Raw genomic sequence first — 669 nt, forward strand, 5'->3', positions numbered from 1 at the left:
CCCATTCCCTATCCGGTCGATCCGAACAAGTCGAAGGAGTTCCAACAATGAAGCGCTATATCGCTGCCCCCGACCGCACGCTCCCACCAGATCCGGCCGAATGCTGCAGCCTGACGCCGCGCGAGGTTTTCCGYGTGTTGGGGACCAAGCCCGCCTGCACGTTCGTGCGTCAGCCGGTTTGCCAGATCCTGGTCAACGTGGGGCTGTTCTTCGATGGYACCAACAACAAYATGGAGAGGGACTACGAAAAACCGGAACCCGCCAARCGCTTCCATAGCAATATTGTGCGCCTGTATAACGCGTATCCCGATGAGAAACACAATACACCGGGGGAGAGCGAGTATTACTACCCGTTCTACATGCCAGGTGTGGGCACGCCCTTCCCGCAAATTGGTGAAATGGGCGAAAGCACCTACGGGCGGGCCTTCGCCGCCGGCGGGCAGGCCCGCATCCTGTGGGGCCTGCTGCAGATCTACAACGCCGTGCACCGAGCGGCTTTTAGCGGTCAGTCCTTGATGACCGATGACGAGATCGCCGCGAAGATCAAGGACTACGAGCGCCGCGTCGACCACCAGCAGCGGCCCGACCCGGAGGACCCGCCGCGCAAGCGCAAGGACTGGTTCGCGCCGCTGACGCAGGAACTGTCGAAGAAGCTGCGCGCCAGGCTCG

The 669-nt window shown here is 61.8% G+C and carries 1 pseudogene; it reads left to right on the forward strand.

The features are described from left to right. Nucleotides 1-47: 47 nt before the first annotated feature. Nucleotides 48-669, forward strand: a pseudogene (locus tag AC1DT6_RS40560) (hypothetical protein); the annotation flags it as partial.

This window comes from Cupriavidus sp. 01L45, assembly GCF_056399885.1.